22 protein-coding genes are annotated in these 21,596 nt (G+C 52.9%); 13 read left to right on the top strand and 9 right to left on the bottom strand.

Annotated features, from left to right (window positions below):
• Window positions 1-5: 5 nt before the first annotated feature.
• Window positions 6-1,190, bottom strand: coding sequence for a saccharopine dehydrogenase NADP-binding domain-containing protein (locus IPM28_12805; protein ID MBK9173860.1), 1,185 nt, complete (start codon window positions 1,188-1,190; stop codon window positions 6-8).
• A gap of 51 nt (window positions 1,191-1,241) precedes the next feature.
• Window positions 1,242-1,607: a PilZ domain-containing protein gene (locus IPM28_12800; GenBank protein ID MBK9173859.1), complete on the bottom strand. Its 366-nt coding sequence runs from the start codon at window positions 1,605-1,607 to the stop codon at window positions 1,242-1,244.
• A gap of 355 nt (window positions 1,608-1,962) precedes the next feature.
• Between IPM28_12800 and IPM28_12795 the strand changes: the two genes are divergently transcribed.
• The gene (locus IPM28_12795; protein ID MBK9173858.1) at window positions 1,963-2,544 is read left to right on the top strand and encodes a 3D domain-containing protein; all 582 of its coding nucleotides are present in this window, start codon (window positions 1,963-1,965) and stop codon (window positions 2,542-2,544) included.
• Window positions 2,545-2,694: 150 nt separating this feature from the next.
• On the opposite strand, the gene IPM28_12790 is transcribed toward IPM28_12795, so the two are convergent.
• The 3 genes from IPM28_12790 to IPM28_12780 form a co-directional block, all read right to left on the bottom strand.
• Window positions 2,695-3,144 carry a hypothetical protein gene (locus IPM28_12790; GenBank protein ID MBK9173857.1) on the bottom strand — a complete coding sequence of 150 codons (450 nt, stop codon included), beginning with the start codon at window positions 3,142-3,144 and terminating at the stop codon, window positions 2,695-2,697.
• Window positions 3,145-3,189: 45 nt separating this feature from the next.
• Entirely contained in the window at window positions 3,190-4,962 is a 1,773-nt protein-coding gene (locus IPM28_12785) for an ABC transporter ATP-binding protein (GenBank protein MBK9173856.1), read from the bottom strand.
• An 85-nt stretch (window positions 4,963-5,047) separates the two neighbouring features.
• Window positions 5,048-5,722, bottom strand: a complete 675-nt coding sequence (locus IPM28_12780; GenBank protein MBK9173855.1) for a hypothetical protein — start codon at window positions 5,720-5,722, stop codon at window positions 5,048-5,050.
• Between the two features lie 50 nt (window positions 5,723-5,772).
• Between IPM28_12780 and IPM28_12775 the strand changes: the two genes are divergently transcribed.
• Both IPM28_12775 and IPM28_12770 read left to right on the top strand, forming a co-directional pair.
• Window positions 5,773-6,522, top strand: a complete 750-nt coding sequence (locus IPM28_12775; protein ID MBK9173854.1) for an SGNH/GDSL hydrolase family protein — start codon at window positions 5,773-5,775, stop codon at window positions 6,520-6,522.
• 20 nt (window positions 6,523-6,542) lie between these two features.
• Window positions 6,543-7,997: a hypothetical protein gene (locus IPM28_12770; protein MBK9173853.1), complete on the top strand. Its 1,455-nt coding sequence runs from the start codon at window positions 6,543-6,545 to the stop codon at window positions 7,995-7,997.
• 18 nt (window positions 7,998-8,015) lie between these two features.
• On the opposite strand, the gene IPM28_12765 is transcribed toward IPM28_12770, so the two are convergent.
• The 3 genes from IPM28_12765 to IPM28_12755 all read right to left on the bottom strand — a co-directional run bounded on the left by IPM28_12765 (window position 8,016) and on the right by IPM28_12755 (window position 10,576).
• Window positions 8,016-8,714, bottom strand: a complete 699-nt coding sequence (locus IPM28_12765) for a response regulator transcription factor (protein MBK9173852.1) — start codon at window positions 8,712-8,714, stop codon at window positions 8,016-8,018.
• A gap of 1 nt (window position 8,715) precedes the next feature.
• Entirely contained in the window at window positions 8,716-9,603 is an 888-nt protein-coding gene (locus tag IPM28_12760; GenBank protein ID MBK9173851.1) for a HAMP domain-containing histidine kinase, read from the bottom strand.
• Between the two features lie 85 nt (window positions 9,604-9,688).
• Window positions 9,689-10,576 (bottom strand): fatty acid desaturase, encoded by an 888-nt coding sequence (locus IPM28_12755; protein ID MBK9173850.1) that lies wholly within the window; start codon window positions 10,574-10,576, stop codon window positions 9,689-9,691.
• A 168-nt stretch (window positions 10,577-10,744) separates the two neighbouring features.
• Here IPM28_12755 and IPM28_12750 point away from each other — a divergent pair, with 168 nt between their 5' ends.
• From IPM28_12750 to IPM28_12715, 8 genes are all read left to right on the top strand, one after another.
• The gene (locus IPM28_12750; protein MBK9173849.1) at window positions 10,745-11,125 is read left to right on the top strand and encodes a hypothetical protein; all 381 of its coding nucleotides are present in this window, start codon (window positions 10,745-10,747) and stop codon (window positions 11,123-11,125) included.
• A 117-nt stretch (window positions 11,126-11,242) separates the two neighbouring features.
• Window positions 11,243-11,497 (top strand): acyl carrier protein, encoded by a 255-nt coding sequence (locus tag IPM28_12745; GenBank protein ID MBK9173848.1) that lies wholly within the window; start codon window positions 11,243-11,245, stop codon window positions 11,495-11,497.
• A gap of 27 nt (window positions 11,498-11,524) precedes the next feature.
• A complete protein-coding gene (locus IPM28_12740) occupies window positions 11,525-12,739 on the top strand; it encodes a beta-ketoacyl-[acyl-carrier-protein] synthase family protein (protein ID MBK9173847.1) in 1,215 nt (404 codons plus the stop codon).
• 9 nt (window positions 12,740-12,748) lie between these two features.
• Entirely contained in the window at window positions 12,749-13,681 is a 933-nt protein-coding gene (locus IPM28_12735) for a lysophospholipid acyltransferase family protein (protein ID MBK9173846.1), read from the top strand.
• 48 nt (window positions 13,682-13,729) lie between these two features.
• Window positions 13,730-14,575 (top strand): nuclear transport factor 2 family protein, encoded by an 846-nt coding sequence (locus IPM28_12730; GenBank protein ID MBK9173845.1) that lies wholly within the window; start codon window positions 13,730-13,732, stop codon window positions 14,573-14,575.
• Between the two features lie 69 nt (window positions 14,576-14,644).
• Complete coding sequence (locus IPM28_12725) at window positions 14,645-15,445, top strand: cyanophycinase (GenBank protein ID MBK9173844.1); 801 nt, start codon at window positions 14,645-14,647, stop codon at window positions 15,443-15,445.
• A 33-nt stretch (window positions 15,446-15,478) separates the two neighbouring features.
• On the top strand, window positions 15,479-16,288 hold the full coding sequence (locus IPM28_12720; protein ID MBK9173843.1) for a cyclase family protein: 810 nt from the start codon (window positions 15,479-15,481) through the stop codon (window positions 16,286-16,288).
• 72 nt (window positions 16,289-16,360) lie between these two features.
• Window positions 16,361-17,341: a hypothetical protein gene (locus IPM28_12715; protein MBK9173842.1), complete on the top strand. Its 981-nt coding sequence runs from the start codon at window positions 16,361-16,363 to the stop codon at window positions 17,339-17,341.
• Here IPM28_12715 and pta read toward each other — a convergent pair.
• Entirely contained in the window at window positions 17,338-18,342 is a 1,005-nt protein-coding gene (gene pta, locus IPM28_12710; protein ID MBK9173841.1) for a phosphate acetyltransferase, read from the bottom strand. The two genes, IPM28_12715 and pta, sit on opposite strands and share 4 nt — an antisense overlap.
• 150 nt (window positions 18,343-18,492) lie before the next feature.
• Between pta and IPM28_12705 the strand changes: the two genes are divergently transcribed.
• Window positions 18,493-19,032, top strand: coding sequence for a DUF1232 domain-containing protein (locus tag IPM28_12705; GenBank protein ID MBK9173840.1), 540 nt, complete (start codon window positions 18,493-18,495; stop codon window positions 19,030-19,032).
• Window positions 19,033-19,175: 143 nt separating this feature from the next.
• A complete protein-coding gene (locus tag IPM28_12700; GenBank protein ID MBK9173839.1) occupies window positions 19,176-21,578 on the top strand; it encodes an ATP-dependent Clp protease ATP-binding subunit in 2,403 nt (800 codons plus the stop codon).
• The last annotated feature ends 18 nt before the right edge of the window (window positions 21,579-21,596 follow it).

The following is a 21,596-nucleotide window of genomic DNA, read 5'->3' as shown; positions in this document are numbered from 1 at the left end:
TGGTCTCACGAGCTGACTATTGAAATGTTTCGCCGAGCGAGTTCAGCGACGAACTTCTCGGGGTCGATTGCTTTTTCCTGGGGTGTTGCGCCTCGCATCAGGACATCTTCCTTTGCCATCATCTGGGCGATGATAGAGGCGGGGAATGCGGTGGTCCGCATCATGGCTGAAAGGCCGGTCGCAGGGTCAAAGCGGTCGACGATGTCATATCGCAACCGAGTAGATGCGGAGTTCGTGACCCCTGTTGCGGAAGCCTCTGTGTCCCGAGCTCCCGGCAATAGCGTTCCTACGAATTCAAGCCGGACGAGTACGTAGTCGGGCCCGTCCGCCGGCAGATTCTGCTGGAGAAGTTCGCCAAACACCTTTCGCGGCTTTATCTTCTGAAAATCGACGACCAACTCCTCGCTGGAACACAGGCCGAGATCGATCATCGTTTTAAATTTCTCGCAGTGGCCGGCGTAGCGGATCGTCTTGTAATCGAGTTCTTTTATCTTCCCGACGAAAGTATCTGGCAGCGTTGATGTTCCGCCGGACGTCTGAAAGGCTTCGAGCGGCGGAAAACCTGCGAACTCGAGCGATTCGAGTTCGGTCATTGACGGCACCTCAGCTATTTTCCCGTCACGAATCACGCGAGCTACCTCAATATACTCGTTGATCAGACCTTCGACCGAAAATACAAGCTGGTAATCGAGCGGCGGTTGCGGATGCTGCGGCAGGCCGCCGACGCGGATGTGCAATTCATCGAGACGAACGAACCTTGCCGCTCCGTACATCGCGAGTATCGAGACCATACCCGGAGCGAGGCCGCAGTCAGGAATTATGTTGATGCCCGCGGCGGCGGCTTCGTCGTCCATCGCAAGCTGGGCGTCGACGACATAATTGTTTCCGCCGAGATCGCAGAAATTCGTACCTGTCGCGATCGCCGCTCGCGAAAGCGATTCGTTGTACCAGTAATTGACACAAGAAATGGCGCTATCATGGCCGGTCATCAGTCTCGCGATGTCGGATTCGCTTGCCGCGTCAACATGATGCGCCGCGATCCGTGAGGTGCCTACCTGCTCCGCGACCAATTCGGCCTTTTTGACGTCAAAATCGGCAACCGTCACCGACTCGACATTGGGCGAATTGTGAACTAGATCATAGGCCGCACCGTAACCCATACGGCCTGCTCCAAGGACAAGAATTTTCATTATTTGATCTGGGTGGTCCAGCGATGACCGTAGCGTCTCTGTCGATCCGATCTACCAATCGTCTATTTCGTCAGGCTTTTCACCTGCGATCGTCTCGCCCGCAAATTCCCAAACTTTCTTTTTCCAGACGCGGATCCCGTCGATCAAATTGAGAGCCGCCTGCGGGTGCGCTGCATTCCGTTCAAGACGAATGACCTGCGCCGTGACCGTGACCGGGTCGTCGGTATTTTCGGTGACCGTAAGATTGACCTTCGAACCGACAGTTGGCAGCTTGCGCGGAAGGTAGACAAGCGTACCGTTGAGACCAACATTTTCGGTCAGCCCTTCTTCGATAACCTCTGTACCGGTCTCATCCTTCCATCTGATCCTGATCGGAAAGGAGATTATGTATCGCTGTCCCTGACGGCGTTCCTGCATAGCATCTTCCTCGGGGTTTGTTTGGTGATTTGAACAAGAGAACCGACGGCTGCAAAATGCGGCAGCAATTGCCTCGATAGTCTACCAAAAGCATCCGAAAAACACACCATAAAACACGCGATAAAGCCGAAATGCCTTTTGCGATAAGGGCTTCCGGGATTGTGCTTGTTGGACACATGTGCCGAAATGTGGTAGCCTCTTTAATTGTTTTGGCCCTTAACGGCCGACGCAGCCGGCTCCGGCCGGTACGAGTCTTCAATTTTATGGCTGTTTTTGAATAGTGGCCGACGTAATACCTCGTCAAAACCACTATTTTTGCGTTTTATTGAAGACAAATTTAGGAGAAGAAAGAATAATGAATAAACTCGTTAGAGGAGGCGTTATTCTGTCGATCTTGAGCCTGTTCGTGGTTTTTATCTACGCACAGTCCCAGACAGAGAACGAACTCAATATAGCGAACGGTTCGCAAATACAATTTAATACGATCGGTAATATTTTAGAGACAGATTTAACATTAGATTCGGCAAAAGCAGATTCGATCCTGGTAGACGAGGTCAACATTCAAGATCCGGTAAAGGCCGGCAAAGACGAACAGAAAAAAGAAGGTCAGGACAGATCGGAAGCAAAGAAATTAGTTGAAAAAACGGTCATGTCGAAATCTGCGGGAGCAAACCGCGGCTCGTTTGTGGCAACGGCCTATTGCCTTCGCGGTAAGACCGCGATGGGACACAGCGTCAGACAGGGAATAATTGCTGCCGACCCTCGCGTTTTGCGACTCGGAAGCAAGATCTATGTTAACGGCGGCGGTTATAGCGGTAGCTATCTTGTGTCGGATACTGGCGGAAAGATCAAAGGAAAACGCCTCGACATCTGGATGGCAAGCTGTACCGAAGCTCGACGCTTCGGTCGCCGGACAGTAACCGTTCACGTTCCATAGCAAATCGCAGTGACAATTTATCATGCCGCCTTGAGAGATCTTGGCGGCGTTTCTATTTTTTGCGCGGTCCCGTTCGGGTTTGATAACCGAGGTCGGGATTTGCCGCGGTTCAAATCAGGTCTCGTAAAAGCGAATCGAAATCCGAATAAGTCAACAATTGCCTGCCGTGGGTCGCGTTGCGGCAACGAGGTTCTTTCGTCGCGGAAAATGGAGAAAGATGCCAATAAACCCAACCAACAACCAGAGATAGAAATACTGGTACTCGAAAACAAGGGCAAGAACGAGCCCGATTATCGATATAGCCTCGCAAAACGCACAGCCGATGATCAGCGCGGTCTGTATGTATTCCGGCTTTTGTTCAGCAATACCCTGTTCGATCGCCTTTCTTCGAAAAAAGAAAGAGATCGCTAGATTGGCGATGGCGAGGAACGCAGCCCCAAAAACAACCGTCGATTCGTTGCCGAACGACGACTGCTCGCTGCGATCGCTGAACAGTTCGGCCTTCGACGAGTAGATCACAACTACAAACAATAGCTGCGAAAACAACAAGATCAGCCAAAGTATTGCCAGCGTGCGGTATTTCTGATCGATCTCGGTCATATGCGCGGTCTGACGATCCTGATCATCCGGTGTTTCGAACCGTTCCTATAACGTAGCGTCCAACTCTTCTTCGAGCAGCTGGCGCTGGTAGAGCCGGGCGTATTCACCATCTAACTCGAGCAATTCGCGGTGCGTCCCGCGTTCTGCGATCCGACCGTTGTTCAGAACGCAGATCAGATCGGCATCTTTGATCGTCGAAACGCGGTGCGAGACGATCAGAGTCGTTCGATTTTCGCGAACTTCGCGCAGATTGTGAAGTATCTTTTCTTCGGTGTACGTGTCGACGGCCGAGAGCGAATCGTCGAGGATAAGTATCTTGGGATCGCGGATTACGGCCCTAGCGATGGCCGTTCGCTGCTTTTGTCCGCCCGACAATGTGATCCCTCGCTCTCCAACAAGCTGATCGTATTTATTCGGAAATTCGCCAATATCCTCGGCAAGTCCGGCAACGGCAGCCGCTTTCTGAACCGAGATCGTTCCAGGGTCAGTTCCGGCACGGCCATTTGACGAAGGTGATCCGGGAATACCGAAGGCGATGTTTTCTGCCAATGTGTCACTGAACAAGAACGACTCCTGCGGGACAACACCGATCGAGCGTCTGAGTTGTTCGATTGGGAACCGCTTGATCGGCTGGCCGTCGATCAATATTGAGCCCTCCGGTGCGTCGAGCAGCCGCGGTATCAGATTCACGAGAGTTGATTTACCGCTGCCCGTCTTGCCTACGATCGCAACGGTCTCGCCCTGCCCGATCTTGAGATCGATCTTATCCAAAACAACTTTTTCACCGTAGGCGAAGGAAAGGTTGCGAAACTCGATGTCGCCTTTTATCGGCGACTGCGGTGACACGTCCAGATCATCTTTGATTGTCGGCTCGGTCTCGAGCACGGCATTGAAACGTTTCAAAGAGGCAGTACCGCGCTGATAGAGATTTACCACATATCCAAGCGCGATCAGATACCAGATCATTCGCTGAAGATAGAGCATGAATGCCGTAAAATCTCCTGCCGTTATCTCACCCCTCACGGCCATCGGAACACCGACCGCAACAATGATGACAAAACCGAGCCCGATGAAAAAGAACATCAATGGGCGCATTGCCGCTGAGAATTTGACCAATTTCAGATTGCGTTCGGCATACTCATGATTCAGCACACGAAACTGCTCTACCTCAGAGTCTTCCTGCGCGTAGGCGCGAACGACTCGAACGCCGCTCAAATTCTCCTGAGCTCGCGCGGTTATGTCGGAAAAGAACTCCTGGATCTTCTCGAACCTTATATGTATCTGTTGACCGAGGTATTTTACTGTCAAAGATACAAAAGGAAGCGGTATAAGAACCAGGAGCGTAAGGGTGACCGAAATATTGAAGAGGATCGGCAAGGTGATCGCCAACGCAAAGATCGCCTGAAAACTATAGAGGATCATTGGGCCAACGATCTGTCGGACGGCGGCAAGATCATTGGTCGCCCGAGCCATTAGATCGCCGACGCGTGTATTCTGGAAGAACTCAAGCGGTTGACCGACAAGCGATGCATAGAAATCCCGCCGCATGTCAAACTCGATATGCCGCGAGGTATTGATCAAAAGCCGCCTCTGCCAAAACAAAAAGACTCCGCTTATGAGGTTTACGCCGAGTATTGCAATTGGGTAGTAAATGATCTTTTGCCAGGTAACGCTTTCGCTGAGGTCGTCCACTGCCATCCCGACAAGCGACGGCACAAGCAGGCCAAAGCTCATCGAGATCAAGATACAAAACACGCCCGCTACAATGGACCATTTGTAGGGCATGACATATCGGAGGAATTTTCTGAGGTGGTCCATTTCTTCTTTTTATCCCGACAGCCCAGCGACCGTGTCCGCGCCGAGGGATCTTTTCCAGCTCGAGATCACGAATGCTGCCGCACCATCATTGCTCAAGTTCCCGGCGAGAAACCCTCCGAAAGTCCTTTGGGATCTCAAATGCTGCGGCGTCGATCGACGTAGAAAAATCACGCAACTCGACCGCATACATCATGGTCCGGTTTTCGGCCTCGACCGAATAAAACTCCTGTCTTACCGGCATGCCCAGAAGCTTATCAAAAAGGACCAAAACCTCAGACGTGGTCGACCCGTTGAGCACGGTGCGGAAAACAAGCAAACCGTCCCGGGTGCCGATATCTTCGAAGTCCGAATAGATCTTTGCCGTCAAGAGTTGATTTGCAAGATCCATGACAAACTCCGGACCGAAATACGGATCATCGGCCCCTGAGATATCCGCAAAACGCTTGTTGAGGGGATCAACAAGGTAAAGCTCTGACGTGCGTATGAAAACGCGGTGCGCAGGTGTTCCGACCTCAAAGTCAATGCGGAGCCTGGTGTTATCGCGGACGATCGCGAATTTCCGTTCTGATCCCCCGGTGATGACAACGAGTCCGGCCGAATAAACATCAGGTTCTTTAGTTGCGAACGGTATGCTCCTCGGCGGCTCGGGAATTGAAGCCGGAGGGCTGTTGGAACCGTTTCCGGATGAACCGCAGGCCGCCGTTGAGATCAACAGAAATGCGCCGAACAGAAAATATTTAGGGGCATTTGACAAACGCATCCGGGTGCCTGAATTTTAACATAGCGCGTGGTCAGCGGGCTGCAGATGTAATGAGTTTAATAAGGTGGCAAGCCACATTTTTGATCGCCGGCGCGGCGATTTTGCCGTTCGCCCCGCTATTGTATCTGCAGGGCCAGTATACAAGGCGTAAGGTTGGCCTGCTGCCGGGTGCTGGCGGAGGTGAAAAGGGAAGAACGGCAGGCGAAGGGACTTCGGCTCGGTTATTCGTCATAGGCGAATCGACGGTTGCCGGCCTTGGTGCGAGTACTCATGAAAAAGCACTCGCAGGCCAATTCGCAACGCAATTGAGCCGTCGAATCGGTAGGCCCGTGGAATGGATCGTGGTCGGGAAGAATGGCGTCACGGCGCGACGGACCATTGACGAACTCGTTCCTCTGATCCCTGATGAGCAGTTCGACTATATCCTTATCGGACTTGGCGGAAACGACGTAATGAAACTGAGCAGCCCGGTGAAGTGGCGTCGCGATATGACCGAATTGCTTGGGATCATGCGCGACAGATATCCTGACGCTGTCATTTTTTTGTCAAACTGCCCGATGATCAAGCTCTCGCCGGCGATCCCTCACCCAATAAAGTTCATCCTTTGGGAACTTTCTAAACTGCATGACGCGAACATCAAGGATCTGACCGGCCCGATGGAGCGTATATTTTATTACCACCAGCCGCGTGATCTTGAGATCGACGGTTTTTTCGCTGATGGAATTCACCCGTCGGAGAAGGGTTATGCCGATTGGTCAGAGGCGATGATGAACTTCTTCGACCAAAGATACGAATGGTGAACTTAACTGACACAGGCGAAATGCTCCGAACAACCCTGGATTCGCATTTCGAGTGGCTGGCGGTTTTTGAGAACGGAAAGACAATTCCTCTGCGTCAAGACGAGATCGAGATCGCGGCCATCGCCGATCGTTTGGTGATCGGGTCGTTTGACGAGGCCGGTTTCAAAAGAAAACGTGTGATATCGTGCAGTTTGGACGGAGGCGTTCTCGAGATCCAGGTTGTTGCACCTTCGAGACATCGTCAAGAACTGATCCGGCTGATTCCACGAGAACCTGCCTCGGCGTTACGCGAGCACATTGATGCTGCCAGGCTTCATTATGCAAATGCGGTATTCGACGCCGTTGCAAACAACTTTCCACTCAAACAAGTTAAAACAATTTCGCTGATAAATGAAAACGGACGATTGGCGATCGCAGACGCCGTAGATGCTTTAGGCCGCTCTATCGCCATCCTCGTCGACACGACCGCGACGATGAATCACGAGTCGCTCCTGGCTGACGCATTGAAGCTTTTTGCGCGGTCGAAGGAACGAAAAAAGAGTCCGGCGGAGGAGTTTTTTATTGCCGGGACAAAGCGCCAGATCAGAGAGCTGAGAAAACTGGCTTCGCTGCTCAAACCGTCGTATACGTCGGACCTACGTTTTTTCGAGGTCGCGGGTGAGTCCGGAGCGGTCAAGGCCAAGGCGATCGGAGCCCTGTCGATGAACGCACTTTGGCGGGACCGCCCGAAGAAGTTCCCCGCCGAACGTCGGATCTGCGAAAGCGGACGGGCGAGAGAGATCATTGCAATGGCTCCTGACAAGATCGATGTCGTTTTCTCACGGAACGGCGAGACACTCCGATTCAGAGGCCTCCCATTTGCTCGTGTGCGGACGACGATGGGGCATGAGAGATGCTGGTTCGGAACCGGCGGAGACCGAAAGCCACTCAACGAAGAAACACAAGAGATATTCTATGATCTTGTAGACGAACTCCACCGGCGTCGCGACCACGAACCGCCAGATCGACGTCACGACCTTTTTCGTCTTGGTACAGAGGCTTGGCTCGAATCGATCCTGCGGCGGGACATCACGAAGCTCGATGCAAACCTCATCCTCGCTCCGATCCACAACCAGTTTCGCGCGGCAGGCGACCGGATCGACCTTTTGGCTCTGCGGAAAGACGGCCGACTTGTGGTGATAGAGATAAAGGCCGCGCCCGACCGCAATGCCGTGTTTCAGGCTGTCGATTATTGGCGCACGATCGAGATCCAACGACGAAGGGGCAATCTGCGTGATGCCCGACTCTTTGGAGACCTTGAGATATCGGAAGAGCCAGCGCTCATTTACTTGGTCGCACCGGCTCTAAGTTTTCACCACGAATTCGACCTGTATGCGAGAATGATCAGCAGCGATATCGAGCTGTGGCGATGGGAACTCCATGAAAATTGGCGCCATGCTATCAAGGTGATCGCTCGAAAGCACTACAGGGACTGAGACCTGAACCAAAATGGGTCACACGAGCGAAAATCTATAACCGACCCCGCGGACAGTTCGTACGATCTTCGGATTGTTCGGTTCGTCCTCAAGGTACTTTCGAAGCCGAACGATGAAATTATCGATCGCACGGGTGTCTGTATCTTCCTGCAAGCCCCACACATCCTCAAGGATCGTTCGGCGCGAGACGGTAACACCCTGATTTTCGATCAGATAGCGGAGAAGCCTGATCTCCATTAAGGTCAGATGGTAGACGGTGCCGTCCTTGCGCAGTTCAAGATTTGTGAAGTCGATCGTTCTACCGTTCACAATGACGACATCGTCGGTCGTTGCCGCCGCGGGTTCGGCCTTTGACCATGCGGTTCGCCGCAGCAGGCCGTTTAGCCGCGCAAGAAATATATCGAGGGCGAAAGGTTTTGGAAGATAATCGTCGGCGCCAGCCTCGAACCCCAAAAGAACGTCTTCCGGGCGCCCTCGTGCCGTCAGCATAAGTATCGGGGTAAAATCGCGGCGTTCGCGAAGCGTTTTGGCCGTTTCAAAGCCATTGACGCCCGGAAGCATGACGTCCAAGACAATAGCGTCGTACCGCTCTTTATCAAGCCGATCGAGTGCGGTTTCACCATCCGCGACTACCTCGGCGAGATAACCTTCTGCCTCAAGATTAAAGCGAAGGCCCTCGGCAATGTGGGCTTCGTCTTCGACTACAAGTATCTTCATTTCAAAGTAATGGCAATTGAACAAGTATCGTGGTTCCCTTACCCTCGCCCTTACTGTCGGCTCTTATCGAGCCGCCATGATTTTCGATGATCGATCTAACGATGAAAAGGCCAAGTCCGGTCCCTTTTGTCTCTTTCACCAACGGAGTTGTTGACCGATAGAATCGTTTGAATATCCGCTTGAGATCCGCGTCCGGTATACCGACTCCATTATCGCGAATCCTTATAGCTACGCGGTCTTTCATATCCATTCGACGAACGCGTACTGAAACGTTCGGTTCGCCGGCGGAATATTTGACCGCGTTGTCAAAAAGATTGATGAACGCGGTTTCGAGTTCGCGGTAGTCGCCGAGCACCGGCAAATGCTCATCCGGTCCGTAATACCGAAATACGCCCGGCGATAGGTTGTACCTTGAAAGAACGGCCGATATCGCGTTCCGGATCACTTCCTGAATATCGATCTCGGTAACGTCGTATTGGAGCCGTTTCTCACGCAACCTGCCGGCCTGAAGTACCTGCTCGACCGTATTCAGCAAGCGGTCGGCGTCGGAAAGCATAATGTCGTAGAATTCGTGCTGCTTCTCTTTCGTGACTTCGCGAGATTTGAGCGTTTCAAGATAGAGTTTGATCGACGCGATCGGGGTCTTTAATTCGTGGGTCACCGAGTTGAGAAATGCGTCATGTTGTTCGCTGCGACGTATCTCACGGACCAGGAAGACCGTGTTGAGGATCAATCCGGTTATGATCAAAGCAAAGAACACGATGCCAAGGATCAGGAGTGCTACCTGACGCAGATTTAGGAGTATCCACCCAACGTTCAATGCGACCGCGAGCACTGACAGGGCAATGCCAAGCACAAGAAAGAATATCGCTGTTTTTCGGCGCCGCATCAGTACATTGCAATGTAAAACGGAAAACGGAAATTTGAAACCGAGAAGGCTTCATTTTCCGTTTCCCGCTCAAAGTGTCAGCTTATCAGGCGGCGTCGCGCAACGGTGTCAGCTCGATCGCTTCGGACTGTGGTTCATCGCGGAACTGCCGGTCGCTGTAGGCGTAGACATTCGACACAAGCCCGAGCTTTTCGAGGATCCGGATCTCGATCCAGTTGATGTCAAACTCGTACCAGGCAAGTCCGTGTTTCGCTGATCGCGGATGGGCGTGGTGATTATTGTGCCAACCTTCGCCCCACGTGACGGCCGCGACCAGAGCGTTATTTCGCGAATCATCGCGTGTTTCGAACCGACGGCTTCCCCACAAATGTGTGGCCGAATTCACAAGCCAGGTGAAATGCCATCCCACGACCGTTCGCAGAAATATTGCCCAAACGACCATCGACCAACCGCCGATGGCAAAGAGGCCGCCAGCGACGATGATCGTCGAAACGTAATAGTATTTGTTCAAGAACTGGTGAAAGCGGTCGTTTGCAAAATCAGGGCAGTAACGCTGCATCGTCGCCCACGATTGCAACTGCGCGGTTCCGCGGAAGATCCAACCGATATGCGACCAGTAAGCGCCGTTCCGCGGGCTGTGCGGATCTTTGTCAGTGTCAGTGAACGCATGGTGAATTCGGTGGGTCGTGACCCAGCTTAATGGTCCCGACTGCAGCGCGAGGGTACCGAGTACACTGAGCGTATACTCGAGCCATTTTGGAGCCTTGAAGCCTCGATGTGTAAGCAGTCTGTGATATCCGATACCGATGCCGAGACTACCGGCAACCCACCACAAGAGCAATCCCGCTGCCAAATTCGACCAACTGAATGTGAAAAATGCCGTTACCGCGACAAGGTGAAAAACAATGACGAAGATCAACGTACTCCAGTTGATCGATTCAGATTTTGGCTTAAACTCGGCCACGTTTTGCATATTTGCTCTCGATACTCCCAATAATCGTTAGGTGCACAATTTGCACCGATTTCTGAATCGTAACAGTTTTTTTTCGGTATGATTGTAAGAGTTTTGTAAGAGTTGTTTTGACCGGTCCGGTACGTTGGAGTTTCTGCCTGTTTCATCAGCAATTCGAGGAGTCGCAACATGGAAGTCGAAATGCTCGTTGAGTTTCGCGGTGACCATATCTACATTCGTCATGGAACCGAGATGGAGATAAACCCTGATTCGATGACTCTGCTTTGGCAGAAGATCGGTCAATTGTGCCGGCAGTATTCCTGCGGAAAGATCCTTATCGAAGGCACATCGCCGAAGCGCCGGATGGACACGATAAATGCTTTCGAATCGGGCGTAGAAGCGGCCGAGGTTTATCCCGATCTCTGGATAGCTCTTTGTTTACATGACTATGAACCGGACGAGATCAGTGACCTGTTTGTAACGGCCGCCCGGAATCGAGGTGCGAGGGTCAAGTTTTTCAGTTCGATCGGCCCGGCGCTGCGGTGGCTCGGTGTTTCGGCGGCTGCCTGATCGCATGCCGAGCAGGGCGCATCTTCGCGATTTGGTGAACCGCTGTTTCATTGCCCGATAGAAACAGATAATATTGGTGTTTGGTCAAGACTTACGCGCTGGAAAAGGGGTGAACAGATGTCGGAAAGATCGGTTGCAGATCGTGTTGTCGGTATTTTTGCAGAATTTAAGAAGTTGGAGCCTTCGAAAGTCGATCGTGAAGCGACCTTCGACGATCTGGGTTTCGATTCTCTTGACGGCCTCAATCTCATATTCGAGCTCGAAGAGGAGTTCGACATTATCGTACCTGACGAAAAAGCCCGATCGATGCGTTCGGTCGCCGAGGTTATCGGCGGCATCGAATCGTTGATCGCGGCAAAAGAAGCCGCGTAGATATCCTCCTCGAAGATCCGATCTATAATGAGAAGAGTAGTGATCACCGGTATCGGCGTGGTTTCGGCCCTGGGCGGGAACCAGTCTGAATTTTGGGACAGATTGCGTTCCGGCGAAGCAGCGATCGGCCCGATCACAAAAGTCGACACCTCGGATCTCCGGTTCAAGAATGCGGCGGAAGTTCGTGATTTCGATGCCGCTGATCATTTTGACGATCGTCTGCAAACACTGCTCGATCCATTTGCACAATACGGGCTCGCTGCGGCACGCGAAGCGATAACCTCTGCCGGTATCGAATTCGACGATCTTCTGCGAGACCGAACCGGTGTCGTTACGGGTTCATGTCTCGGCGGCAAGATGACCGAGGACGGACTCTTCTACGATCTTTACGCCAAGCATAGATCGCGCGTTCCGCCGATAGCGATACCTCGATCGATGAGCAATGCGGTTGCTAGCCACATCTCGATGGAATTTGGCATCACGGGCCCGGCATTCACCCTTTCGACCGCTTGTTCGTCCTCAAACCACGCCATCGGCCAAGCCTATTGGCTGATACGTCAAGGCACGATCGACGCCGCGGTCACCGGCGGAAGCGAGGCTCCGATGACCTACGGAAATCTGAAGGCTTGGGAAGCAATGCGAGTAGTTTCGCCGGACACATGTCGTCCCTTCTCGCGCGACCGTGCGGGGATGATAATCGGTGAAGGCGGCGCGATGTTTTTCCTTGAGGAGCTCTCGACAGCGATAGATCGGGGCGCAAACATCTTTGCCGAGATCGCAGGGTTCGGCATGTCGGCCGACGCTCATCATGTCACGTTGCCGAACGCAAAAGGTGCGGCAAAGGCAATTCGCCGCGCACTTGATGACGGCCACATGGATCCGGCCGAGGTCGGCTACATCAACGCGCATGGCACCGGGACTGCCGCGAACGACGTTATGGAGTCGCAGGCCATACGACTCGTTTTCGGCGATCACACCGACGATCTGCCGGTCAGTTCGACAAAATCAATGCATGGCCACGCACTCGGGGCCGCAGGAGCCATCGAAGCCGCGGCGACGATCCTCGCGCTTCAAAATGGCGTTCTTCCGCCAACCGCAAATTTTAACGAGAACGACGACGAATGCTCGATAAACGTCATCAAGAACATCCCGATCGAGAAAGCAACGAATGCTGCGATTTCAAACTCGTTTGCATTTGGCGGCCTGAATGCGGTACTTGCCTTTCGTCGATGGAAAGGTTGAAAATGCCGTATGGCAAAAAAGGGCAAATCTCAGATCTTGGTCGAATTTTGGACCGCCAAGGTCGTGTTTGCCTTTCTCGGGTTCTTGCCGAGATCCGCTGCGGTTGCGATCGGGCTAGCTTTCGGTCGGTTTGGTTTTTCCGTTTTAGGCGGAATGCGACGCACAGCGTTGGTGAATTTAGAACTGGCCTACCCGACGATGGCGCTTGAGGAAAGGTTAAAGATCGCCAAGGGCAGCTTCAAGAATCTCGGCCGGGTTCTCGGGGAAATGAGCAAGTTAAGGCATGCAACGTCCGAACAAGTAAGAGATCTTGTTGATCTCGATGAGGACGGCGACATTTATACCGCGTTTCATAAATTGAAAAGTGACGGGCGCGGGATCATGGTGATAACCGGCCACCTCGGGAATTGGGAGTTGCTGGCTTTTGCAATTGCCGTAGCATTTGAACCTTTCAGTTACCTGGCGCGGCCGATCGATAATCCGCGGATCGAAGAGATGACGTGGCGATTTAGGACTCAGTTTGGCAATCGCCCTTTGAACAAGACCAATTCAGCCATGACCGCGATATCGATCTTGCGCGAAGGCCGGGCACTTGGAATTGTGGCCGATGTCAATGCCCACCCGAAAGAGGGTGTATTTGTACCGTACTTTCACGTGCAGGCCTGCACGCCCGGCGGAGCCGCAACGATTGCCCGCCGCTCCGGTGCGGTCCTTTTCCCGTTATTTTGTGTCTGGGACGATAAGTTGCGCAAATATAAGTTGGTGCGCGGACGGACGATCGACCCCGTGAAGACCGATGACCGCAAAGCGGACCTTGTTGCGACGACCGCCGCATACACCGCAGAGATCGAGGCCATTGTTCGCAAGTATCCCGATCAATGGATGTGGTCGCATAAGCGTTGGAAGACCCGCCCAAAGGGAGAAGCGGAAATTTACCGATAGGAGTTCTAAACCGCACCCCGATGCTGTTCTTTTTAAGCCGATCGTTATATGAATAAGATCCTTTCGCTCGTAATTGTACTGACAGGACTGTGGACAATTGCCACTGCCCAACCTGTTGGTGATGCTGCGGAACTTAACCGGCTCCTTAACGAATTTCTTGCGGGCGCCGGTCGAAATGATGCTGCGGTTCACGAGCGGTTTTGGTCAGAAGACCTTGTGTACACGCGTGGAACCGGGCAACGCATCGGAAAAGCCGACCTCATGAAAGGCGTTCGTTCCGTCACGCCGGCAAAACCTGATGACGCAACGACAGTTTATACCGCTGAGGATGTGAGGATACGGAAATACGGCAATACAGCCGTAGTCGCTTTCAAACTCGTTGGAACCACCAACCTGATGGGAAAGCAGACGGTCTCTTTGCACCTGAACACCGGAACTTTCGTTAAGCAAAACGGCAGGTGGCAGGCCGTGGCATGGCAGGCCACTCGGATACCTATCGCCGATGAAGATGCTCGGAAGCAAGTGCTTTTCGCGGAAGCAGAATTTCGCCGGGCCGTTGCCGCCGGTGATGTTCGAACGGTCGAACAGTTGTTACACCCGTCATTCGTTTGGGTACATAGTTCGGGCATACCGACCGATCGGGCGGCGTTCATTACCTCGTATGTTTCCAGTAAAGTTAAGTATGCAAAAATGGAGATTCGCGACATTAGGGTGTCGATATACGGCGATACAGCCGTTGTCCGAGGCGTATCGCCCCGTCAGGTCGAAGCGGCGTCGGCTGCGGAATCAAAGTTATCGCCTGACCCGTTCGTACTTCACTACACAATGACTTTGGTCCATAACAACGGTCGCTGGCTGATCGTTGCCGGACATTCCAGCCGTTCGGCCAGTTGATAAGAGATAACGCCGGATGGCGGATCTCATTCTTTACAATTAATTATGAAGGTTTTGACCTTGTATCCATTGAAAAGATCTCGGCTTCTCTTGATCACGGTCATGTTGATCCTCTGTATTTCTGCTTTCGGGCAGCAGCGACTGCTCGTTATCGGCGGCGGCAAACGTCCGCCCGAAGCGATGAAACGCTTTGTCGAATGGAGCGGCGGAACAAAAGCTAAGATCATGGTCATCACGTGGGCCAGCGGCGTCCCGACAGAAAGCTTCGAGTCGCTCAAAAAGCAATTTGTTTCGGCAGGGGCGGTGTCGGTCGAGCACGCGCCGGTGAGGCCGCTCGATGCGGCTACGAGGTCAGTTTTTATCGACCAACTTAAAGGTTCATCAGGTGTCTTTTTTTCGGGTGGTGATCAGAACCGAATAATGGATGTACTTGCCGACGATGAATTGCTCAGGCTGATCCGCGAAAAGTATGCCGCCGGAACGCCTTTTGGCGGAACGAGCGCCGGGGCAGCCGTAATGTCCGATCCAATGATGACCGGAGACGCCGACCTAAAGGTTCTGGACGGCACGAAGGTCGGTGTCCGCAAAGGCCTCGGGCTTTTGCCTAATGTGTTATTCGATCAGCACTTTCTCGTTCGCCAGCGTCACAACCGGCTGTTCGGTTTGATGCTGGAGAACCCAAATATGCTTGGCATTGGCATTGATGAGGACACCGCTGTTCTCATTGAAGACAACCGCCGCTTGACCGTCTCGGGCGAAACGCAGGTGATGTTGGTTTACTCGAAGAACGGAAAACAGCCATTTCAGTTGAGCTTTCTTACATCAGGCAAGTCATTTGATGTTGCGAAGCGAAAGCCCATCGATCGATGATCGTGAAGCGGTCGGTTGCACGGAAAAAACACTATGCGAAATCTCGTCGGATTGCTTTTCAGCGCGCTTTTATTTGTATCATGCACGCCGAGTACTGCAGATCCGTTCAACGGAGATTGGATCGACCTGACGCATGAATTCTCCGAAGATACGGTCTATTGGGTGACGGCCGAGCCGTTCAAGCGAACGACGGTCGCCGAAGGCAAAACGGACAAGGGGTTCTACTATTCTGCCTACAACTTTTCCGGGGCCGAGCATGGCGGAACTCATCTCGACGCACCGATACATTTCGCCGAAGGAAAGAAAACCTCCGACCAGATCGAGTTGAGCGAGTTGATCGCACCCGGTGTGAAGATCGACGTAACGGCAAAAGCTGCCGCCGATCGAGACTATCTGATATCCCTTGATGATATCAACGCGTGGGAGACGACAAATGGGCCGATCCCGGATGGAGCCATCATCCTATTTCAAACCGGCTTTGCGTCGCGTTGGCCGGATAAGAAAAGCTATCTTGGAACCGATCGAAAAGGACCCGATGCGGTCAAAGACCTACATTTCCCGGGCCTGCATCCGGCGGCCGCAAAGTGGCTTGTCGAGAACCGAAAGTTCAAAGCGATCGGCATCGATACCGCCAGCATCGACAACGGGCAATCGTCCACGTTTGAAAGTCATGTCGCGCTGATGACCAACAACATCCCGGCGTTCGAGAACGTGGCAAACCTCGATAAGCTTCCGGCGAAGGGCTTTCACGTTTTTGCCTTCCCGATGAAGATCAGGGGCGGCAGCGGCGGCCCGTTGCGCATCGCTGCCTTGATCGCAGATCCATTGGATCGAAATAGATAAACTCGCCGTGCAGCGTTGGCCGGGTTCGCCGCGTCAATGCGTCTTATCCCATAAGAAGCATTGAAAACTACCATGAGTAAAAATGCCATACAAATTCGAAGCCTTTTTCTCGCGCAATGTGTTCTTGCCTTTGTTTTTACAGCTTTTGCTCAAAATGAAACAGTCATATTGAACACCGATCCGGACAAGGCGCAGATCGTTTCGTCAGATATCGACCTTTTCTGGAAGGCTTATGATAAGGCTAGACCCGAAAACAGCCTTTACATATTCCGGGATGAATATCTGAGAAAAGGGAGTAAGGGCTTAAAGGAATTTACTGCCTATCGAGTGGCTTCGTCGTGCGAGCTTGTCGATGTGATAGAGGCACGGCCCAAGTATTACGCTTCGCTGCGCGAGGTATCGTTAAAGGCGCACAAGTTTCAGGGGCCGATGCGCGACTCTTTTAATAGACTGAAAGAACTATATCCGTCTGCGGTTTTTCCGGACGTTTATTTGATGATCGGCAAGATGAACTCCGGCGGAACGTTTACGGAAAGATCATTGTTGATCGGCGTTGACATGTATGGCCTAACCCCTGACACCCCGATGGAGGAACTCAGCGATTGGCTGAAAAATGTACTAAAGCCGATCGATGAGATCCCCTACATCGTCGCTCACGAACTGATCCACTATCAACAGAAATATCCGAAGGAACGAAAGCTATTGGGTTCCGTGATCGGTGAAGGCAGTGCAGACTTTCTGGCCGAAATGATATCCGGAAAGCATATTAACCATCATCTTCACGAATGGGGTAACCCGCGAGAAAAACAACTCTGGGAAGAGTTCAGGAACTCGGCTGTTACAGATGACAGCGCTCGATGGCTCTACAATGGCGGTAAGATAAAGGACCGTCCGGCGGATCTGGGTTATTACATCGGATACAAGATCGCCGAAGCGTATTACAAGAACGCCGCCGATAAGAAACAGGCCGTTAAGGATATTCTCGAGATCAAGGATTTTAACGAGTTTCTGAAAGCCAGCCGGTACGAGGCGAAATTTTCCGACAGGCTTTAGTTGCGCTTTCGGGCCTGGGACTGGACAGCCGTAATGGCGACCGCATCGACAATATCTTCGGCCTTGCATCCGCGAGAGAGGTCGTTGCATGGGCGGTCAAGGCCCTGCAATATCGGGCCGATGGCCGTGCCGCCGGTCAGACGTTCGGTCAGTTTGTACGCGATGTTGCCGGCGTTGAGGTCGGGAAAGATAAGCACGTTCGCCTTTCCGCCGACGGGCGAGCCAGGCGCTTTCGAATGGGCGATGGAAGGAATGAGTGCGGCGTCGGCCTGAAGCTCGCCGTCGACGATCAGTTCCGGCATACGAGCGCGCACGGTCTTCGTTGCCTCGATCACCTTTTCTAGCAACTGATGCTTTGCGCTGCCTTTCGTCGAAAACGAAAGCAATGCGACACTCGGTTCGACCGCGAGAAGGGTTCGGCATGAATCCGCCGAAGCAATAGCGATCTCTGCCAGTTCGCCTGCGTCCGGGTCGATCACGACACCGCAGTCGGCGTAGATCATTGCCCCCTTGGCTCCGAAGTACTTATCCGGAACGACCATCAGAAAAAATGAAGATACGGTCTTAAAACCCTGCCGAACGCCGATGCACCGAAGGGCGGCCGCGACTGTATGGGCGGTCGTGTTGGTCGCACCGGCAACTGAACCGTCGGCTTTGCCTGCGCGAACGAGCATATTTCCATAATAAAGCGGATCCTTCAGTGTCTGCTCGGCCTCTTCGAGGGTAACACCCTTTGATCGGCGCAGGTCGTAGAACAAGGTGGCCAATTTGCCCAGATCGGCTGATTTGCGATGATCGATGATCGATATGCCGTTCAGATTGATCCCGGTATCGCTCGCGGCATCGCGTAGCCGTTCCTCATTTCCGATGAGAGTGATCCGGGCGATCTTGTCTCGCGAGCACATCTCGGCTGCAGCCAGCGTACGCGGATCTTCGCCTTCAGGAAGTATAATGTGCTGCGGGTCGGCCGCCGACCGCTTGCGGATCGATTCTAAGATCATCTTTTCGATTTGCGAGAGGTAATGAGCAGACGGGTCGACCGCCTGGCATTTACTCTCTCAGTCAATTTACCATACAACCATAACGACTTAAACTTGCACAAACCTCGGGTTGTTTCTAGACTTAGTGCATTCAGGCGAGGGAATCGAACGATGAGTAAGATCGAAAAGTCAAAGACGCAGATCGGAAGGAAAGTAAGGCGCGAGGCTCGCGGCAGGATGAGTAATTTTCTGATGTTCTTGCCGAACATGGTGTTGCTTCTCGGACGATTGCTCAAAGATATGCGGGTCCCGGTAGCCGAGAAAGCTCTTTTCCTCGCCGCGATCGTCTATGTAATTTCGCCGATAGACCTGATACCGGACATTTTCCCTTTCATCGGTCAGATCGACGACCTTTATATGGTTGCTCTCACGCTTTTGCGATTGGTCAATCGTACGAACGAAGACATAGTCCGCGAACACTGGTCGGGCGGCGGCGATATAGTTGCGTTGGCTGATTCGATCGCGAGCATCGCACCGATCCTGCTTCCAAAGCGTATCTCGCGGGTACTTTCGTCCAAGGTCGAACTAGCTCCGGCGGGCAAGGTGATCGGCAGTATCGGCAAAGACCATAAGCCGCTAGTGGTAGAGATACCGCAGCCGGACCCCGATGTGCCGATAAAAGTAGACACACGCTCGAAGATGACAAACTGATCCGGCCCAAACATTTCTTCTGGATTTATCCTTTGTTTGCAACTATATATCGCGTAGCTCGAAACACTTTCAATCTGTCTCATTGCTGAACTCGCCAGTTCTTCCGCTATAATAGCGTTATAACCGAGGCGAAGCTGTAACTTATGTTTGAACGCTACACCGAACGTTCGCGTCGCGTCATATTTTTTGCCCGCTACGAGGCACTTCAATATGGTTCGCAGGTGATCGCACCGGAGCATTTGCTTCTGGGCTTGATGCGCGAAGATAAGACGATCGCTCCGCGGTTTTTTCCGTTTCGCAATTCGCTCTCGGTCGACACTATACGAAAAGAGGTCGAAGAACGGATCGTTGTTCGCGACCGGATCCCGCAGTCTGCCGAGCTACACCTTTCTCCTGAAACCAAACGAATCCTTTTTTGGGCCGGCGAAGAAAGCCGGAAGCTGAACAACAAGAACATTCGGCCCGAGCACCTTTTGGCGGGTATGCTTCGCGAGGAGCGTTCAGTTGCGGCAGAGATACTTTTTCAATTCGGCCTTCGTATTCAGGACGTCCGCGACGAGATCGGGCGGCAAAGCGGTTTGCCCAAGATCTTGCAAACCGAAGGCAACGACACCAAAACACCGGGACTTCGGGAGTTTACCCGCGACCTGACGGCCGAAGCCTCAAAGGGCAAGCTTGATCCACTGATCGGGCGCAACGCTGAGATCGAACGTCTGATCGAAATACTCTGCCGGCGAACTAAGAACAACCCGGTACTGTTGGGCGAAGCCGGCGTCGGGAAGACGGCGATAGTTGAGGGCCTTGCACAACGGATCGTCGATGGTAATGTCCCCACATTTCTTGAGAATAAACGCGTCCTTTCTCTCGACCTCTCGCTGATCGTTGCCGGAACGAAGTATCGCGGCCAATTTGAAGAGCGTCTCAAAAAGATCATGGCCGAGCTGAAAGAGCACAGCGAGAATATCGTCTTCATCGATGAGCTGCACACATTGATAGGTGCAGGATCGGCCGAAGGTACACTTGATGCGGCGAATATCCTGAAGCCGGCGCTTTCCCGCGGTGAGATCCAGTGCATCGGTGCCTCGACCCCATCGGAGTTTCGCAGATCAATTGAGAAAGATCGCGCACTCGAACGGCGATTTCAGGCTGTTAAGGTCGCTCCGCCGACAGAAGAACAGGCGATAGAGATCATCAAAGGCGTAGTCGACCGATACGAAGCGTTCCATCAGATCCGCTATACGAAATCGGCCCTCGAAGCGGCGGTGTTTCAATCGAACCGCTACATTCCTGATCGTTTCCTGCCGGACAAAGCGATCGACGTTCTTGACGAAGCCGGCGCGCGGGCAAAACTTCGTTACCAGCACGAAAATCCGTCGGAGCCTTCGTGGAAAGCGGCGGTCGAAAATTGGAAACGCGCGGCTGCAAATGAAGACCAGTTGATATCGTATGAACTGCAGACCATCGAGGATTCGCTGATCGCGGTTGAAGTGACAAAGGACGATGTCGATGAGGTGATCGCCCGTTGGACGGGCGTGCCGGTCGCATCGATCAAACTCGAAGAAAGCGAAAAGCTGCTCAACATCGAGAACGAGCTGCACAAGCGCATCGTGTCGCAGCGGCCGGCGATCTCAGCTCTCGCACGCGCTATCAGGCGATCGCGGGCCGGGCTCAAACAGCCAAACAAACCCGTTGGGTCGTTCTTGTTCCTCGGGCCAACCGGAGTCGGCAAGACCGAGGTAGCTCGAAGTCTCGCTGAATACCTATTTGCATCCGAGCGCGTCTTGATCCGATTTGATATGAGCGAATTCATGGAGAAACACGCGGTCGCCAAATTCATCGGTTCGCCTCCGGGATACGTCGGTCACGACGACGGCGGCCAGCTTACCGAAAAGCTCCGCCGCTCGCCCTATGCCGTCGTGCTTTTCGACGAGATCGAGAAAGCGCATCCCGATGTCTACAACATCCTCCTGCAGGTCTTTGAAGACGGAATTCTGACCGATGCACAGGGCAACACGGTAGATTGCAAGCACGCTATCTTCATAATGACCTCGAACATCGGGGCACGGTCGATCCAGAAACGCGGCAATGTCGGGTTTCAATCGGGGAATGACGCCTCTCGGGAAAAGTTGGTCGAGCAGGTGATGACTCAGGTCAAGCAGACCTTTGCACCTGAGTTCGTCAACCGACTCGATGAAGTGATAATTTTCGATGAACTGAACGACATAGATCTTGCAATGATCGTCGACCTTCAGCTTGATCGGCTTAATCAAATGCTCGAGAAACGCAATCTAACGGTTGCGATGTCCGAGGATGCCCGCAACTGGCTCATAGAGCGTACTTGTGCGGATCGAAGTTATGGTGCCAGGCCGCTGAAACGTGCGCTGCAAAAATACGTCGAGGATGAGCTTTCGGAAGCGTTGATCCAAGGCCGCATTCGCGAGGACAGTTTGATCGAGATCGTGCTGGAATCTGATAGCCTGTCCTTCAAAACGATCGATCGTGACCCCTTTGAACCGTTGATCCTGGAAAACGCCGCAACAAAATAGCCGGTCAGAAACAGCAAA

It is taken from the genome of Chloracidobacterium sp., assembly GCA_016716305.1.
Classification (GTDB): Bacteria; Acidobacteriota; Blastocatellia; order Pyrinomonadales; family Pyrinomonadaceae; genus OLB17.
The sequence above is the reverse complement of the archived record's forward strand: the minus strand, read 5'-3'. Positions and strand labels throughout refer to the sequence as shown.

Coding starts and splice junctions, on each gene's coding strand:
- IPM28_12805 (MBK9173860.1), bottom strand. CDS start 1,190: ATGAAAATTCTTGTCCTTGGAGCAGGCCGTATGGGTTACGGTGCGGCC.
- IPM28_12800 (MBK9173859.1), bottom strand. CDS start 1,607: ATGCAGGAACGCCGTCAGGGACAGCGATACATAATCTCCTTTCCGATC.
- IPM28_12795 (MBK9173858.1), top strand. CDS start 1,963: ATGAATAAACTCGTTAGAGGAGGCGTTATTCTGTCGATCTTGAGCCTG.
- IPM28_12790 (MBK9173857.1), bottom strand. CDS start 3,144: ATGACCGAGATCGATCAGAAATACCGCACGCTGGCAATACTTTGGCTG.
- IPM28_12785 (MBK9173856.1), bottom strand. CDS start 4,962: ATGGACCACCTCAGAAAATTCCTCCGATATGTCATGCCCTACAAATGG.
- IPM28_12780 (MBK9173855.1), bottom strand. CDS start 5,722: ATGCGTTTGTCAAATGCCCCTAAATATTTTCTGTTCGGCGCATTTCTG.
- IPM28_12775 (MBK9173854.1), top strand. CDS start 5,773: ATGAGTTTAATAAGGTGGCAAGCCACATTTTTGATCGCCGGCGCGGCG.
- IPM28_12770 (MBK9173853.1), top strand. CDS start 6,543: ATGCTCCGAACAACCCTGGATTCGCATTTCGAGTGGCTGGCGGTTTTT.
- IPM28_12765 (MBK9173852.1), bottom strand. CDS start 8,714: ATGAAGATACTTGTAGTCGAAGACGAAGCCCACATTGCCGAGGGCCTT.
- IPM28_12760 (MBK9173851.1), bottom strand. CDS start 9,603: ATGCGGCGCCGAAAAACAGCGATATTCTTTCTTGTGCTTGGCATTGCC.
- IPM28_12755 (MBK9173850.1), bottom strand. CDS start 10,576: ATGCAAAACGTGGCCGAGTTTAAGCCAAAATCTGAATCGATCAACTGG.
- IPM28_12750 (MBK9173849.1), top strand. CDS start 10,745: ATGGAAGTCGAAATGCTCGTTGAGTTTCGCGGTGACCATATCTACATT.
- IPM28_12745 (MBK9173848.1), top strand. CDS start 11,243: ATGTCGGAAAGATCGGTTGCAGATCGTGTTGTCGGTATTTTTGCAGAA.
- IPM28_12740 (MBK9173847.1), top strand. CDS start 11,525: ATGAGAAGAGTAGTGATCACCGGTATCGGCGTGGTTTCGGCCCTGGGC.
- IPM28_12735 (MBK9173846.1), top strand. CDS start 12,749: ATGGCAAAAAAGGGCAAATCTCAGATCTTGGTCGAATTTTGGACCGCC.
- IPM28_12730 (MBK9173845.1), top strand. CDS start 13,730: ATGAATAAGATCCTTTCGCTCGTAATTGTACTGACAGGACTGTGGACA.
- IPM28_12720 (MBK9173843.1), top strand. CDS start 15,479: ATGCGAAATCTCGTCGGATTGCTTTTCAGCGCGCTTTTATTTGTATCA.
- IPM28_12715 (MBK9173842.1), top strand. CDS start 16,361: ATGAGTAAAAATGCCATACAAATTCGAAGCCTTTTTCTCGCGCAATGT.
- pta (MBK9173841.1), bottom strand. CDS start 18,342: ATGATCTTAGAATCGATCCGCAAGCGGTCGGCGGCCGACCCGCAGCAC.
- IPM28_12705 (MBK9173840.1), top strand. CDS start 18,493: ATGAGTAAGATCGAAAAGTCAAAGACGCAGATCGGAAGGAAAGTAAGG.
- IPM28_12700 (MBK9173839.1), top strand. CDS start 19,176: ATGTTTGAACGCTACACCGAACGTTCGCGTCGCGTCATATTTTTTGCC.